Annotated in this window: 4 protein-coding genes; all 4 read right to left on the bottom strand. The window is 63.3% G+C overall.

Annotated features, from left to right (window positions below):
- The coding region (locus tag EN994_RS25605; RefSeq protein ID WP_206530500.1) for a NifU N-terminal domain-containing protein at nt 1–185 on the bottom strand (185 nt) is incomplete at its 3' end.
- A 189-nt stretch (nt 186–374) separates the two neighbouring features.
- Nucleotides 375–866, bottom strand: coding sequence for a universal stress protein (locus EN994_RS25600; protein WP_013528063.1), 492 nt, complete (start codon nt 864–866; stop codon nt 375–377).
- A gap of 92 nt (nt 867–958) precedes the next feature.
- Entirely contained in the window at nt 959–2026 is a 1068-nt protein-coding gene (gene trpS / locus EN994_RS25595) for a tryptophan--tRNA ligase (protein WP_013528062.1), read from the bottom strand.
- Nucleotides 2027–2196: 170 nt separating this feature from the next.
- Nucleotides 2197–2823: lipid II flippase MurJ (locus EN994_RS25590; protein ID WP_206530499.1), on the bottom strand; the 627-nt coding region annotated here is incomplete at its 5' end.

Here is a 2823-nt window from a genome sequence, read left to right as displayed (position 1 = left end):
ATGGAGTCATAGCCGAAGAAAACGCCGGTGACGCCAGGAATTGCGAACAGCCGACCGGCAGGCGGCGAGGCGACGGCGGCGCTGTCGGCATCGCGGAAATCGGCGGTGCCTTCCACAAGCACTTCCTTGCCGGGCAGGAATTTCAGCGTCGCCGGGTTTGGCGTCGATTCGGTCTGGATGAACATGGCCGTCTCCGTGCCCGGTTGGGCATCTAGTTTGGAACAATTCTAAATAGGCTCAATTGGCTGGACATTCAAGCGAAACGCATCGCCGGAATGGCTGGCTGGCGGAATGTTTTTTGCGCGCCCCTGGGACGCGCCCGAAGGTGTGTTGAGATTCAGGTCAGGCCGGCATCACCTGAAAATCAGCACACCTCAGGCCAGGCTGTCTATTTCCTCGTCCGAAAGGTTCTGCGGCACGACAGTCACCGGGATCGGGAAGGCGGCACCCTTGCCGGCCACGGCGCCGACCAGCGGTCCCGGGCCTTCCTTGCCCGCACCGGCGGCCAGCACCAGGATGGCGATGTCCTGGTCTTCCTCGATCAATTTGTGAATCTCTTCCGTCGGCTTGCCTTCGCGGACCACCATCTCGGGCTCGATGCCGAGCTTCTGGCGCACCTTGTTGGCATAGCTGTCGAGTGCGGCGCGCGCCGTGGCGTTAGCTTCCTCGCGCATGATCTTCTCGACACCCAGCCAATGCTGGAAATCGTCCGGCACGATGACATAGAGCAGCACCAGCGTGCCGCTGGTGCTCTGCGCCCGTTTCGAGGCATAGGCGACGGCACGCTCGCATTCCGGCGTGTCGTCGATGATCGTCAGGAATTTCCTGCGATGGCCGGCTTCGCGGCTGAGGCGTTTGGAGACCATGTCTATCTACTCGGTGTCTTGCGGCGCAATCTGCCACTGCGGCGGACCGGCGGCAAGCCGCCGGCCTTGTGCCAGTGCACCCGATGTCGCGATCAGCCCTGCAGCAGGCCGATAATGTCGCGCACCGTCTTCATCGTCGCTTCGGCCAGCACGCCGGCGCGCTCGCCGCCGTCCTTGAGCACCGCGTCGACATAGGCGCGGTCATCCGAAATGCGGCGCATCTCGCTGGCGATCGGCGCCAGTTTTTCCACAGCAAGATCGGCCAAGGCCGGCTTGAACACGGAAAACTGCTGGCCGGCGAATTGCTTGAGCACATCCGCCTTCGACATCTCGGCGAGACCCGCATAGATGCCGACCAGGTTTTCTGCCTCGGGCCGGCCGGCCAGGCCATCCAGCTCGCTCGGCAACGCTTCCGGATCGGTCTTGGCCTTGCGGATCTTCTTCGAGATGTCATCGGCGTCGTCGGTCAGGTTGATGCGCGACAGATCAGACGGGTCCGATTTGGACATCTTCTTGGAGCCGTCGCGCAGCGACATGATGCGCGCCGCCGGCCCGCCGATGACCGGCTCGGTCAGCGGGAAATAGCCGTTCACGGTCTCTTCGCCGACCTGCATCTCGACGCCGACGCCGAGCGCTGCGATACGGTCGGAGAAGTCGTTGTTGAATTTCTGCGCGATGTCGCGGGTGAGCTCCAGATGTTGTTTCTGGTCCTCACCGACAGGGACGTGGGTGGCACGGTAGAGCAGGATGTCGGCAGCCATCAGCGAGGGATAGGCGAGCAGGCCGAGCGAGGCATTCTCGCGGTCCTTGCCGGCCTTGTCCTTGAACTGCGTCATGCGGTTCATCCAGCCGATGCGCGCCACGCAATTGAAGATCCAGGCAAGCTCGGCGTGCTGCATGACCCGTGACTGGTTGAAGACGATGTGCTTCTTCGGATCGATGCCGGAGGCCAGGAACGCCGCAGTGATCGACCGCGTCTGGTCGGCCAGGTCTTCATAAACGAGTTGGGCTGTCAGCGAATGCAGGTCGACGACGCAATAGATGCAATCGGAGGTGTCCTGCAGGGCAACGAATTTCTTGATGGCGCCGAGATAATTGCCGAGATGCAGATTGCCGGTCGGCTGGACACCGGAAAAGACGAGTGGCTTGAAGGCGGTCATGATTGTCCTCATGGCTTGTGGAGGGCCGTATAAGCGTGATTCCGAAAAGTTGCAGACTTTTCGGAGCCAATCACGCGGCTGGAAACCGCGCGCGGCGAAAGTCTTGCGACGGCGCGCTTATGGACGAAGACGGCGCTGCGATCAAGACGGCGCTGCGAGCGTGTCGGGCGCTACTCGTCCAGGTCGGTCTTTGCGATCGGTGGCGCCGACTTGCCAGATCCCCGCTTGACGTTGCGACGGATCATGCCGAAATCGGCGCCGCCGGTGGCAAACGCCGTGATGAAGTACAGCAGCGCCCCACCCGCGACCAGCGACAGCAGCGTCGTCGCCTTGACCACCAGCGGCGAGCCGGGCCCGAGCCTGACGGCGAACCAATGCTCGGCAAAATAGAGCGCTGCCCCCATCACGATAGCCGACAGCACCAGACGTGGAATGCGCTTCATCAGCGGCACGTCGCGGCCCCAGTGGCCGCGCCGGATCAGGACGCCGAGCAGCATCACCGCGTTGACCCAGCCGGCGACGGCCGAGGCCACCGCGATGCCGGGCGCGCCCATCCGTGGAAACAGCGTCAGCGCCGTGGTGACGTTCACCGCCACCGAGATGGCGGCAAAGATCATCGGAGTACGCGTGTCCTCTCGGGCGAAATAGCCCGGCGTGAATGCCTTGATCAGCACGAAGGCCGGGAGGCCGAGGCCGAAGATCGCCAGGATCGCCGCCACCGTTGGCGTCGAGCCGTTGGCGGCGAACGCGCCGCGCTCATAGACCAGCCGTACGATCGGCTCCGACATCACCCAGAG

This window comes from Mesorhizobium sp. M7A.F.Ca.CA.002.09.1.1 (genome assembly GCF_003998555.1).
Lineage (GTDB): Bacteria > Pseudomonadota > Alphaproteobacteria > Rhizobiales > Rhizobiaceae > Mesorhizobium > Mesorhizobium ciceri.
This window is presented reverse-complemented; position numbering and strand designations above follow the sequence as displayed.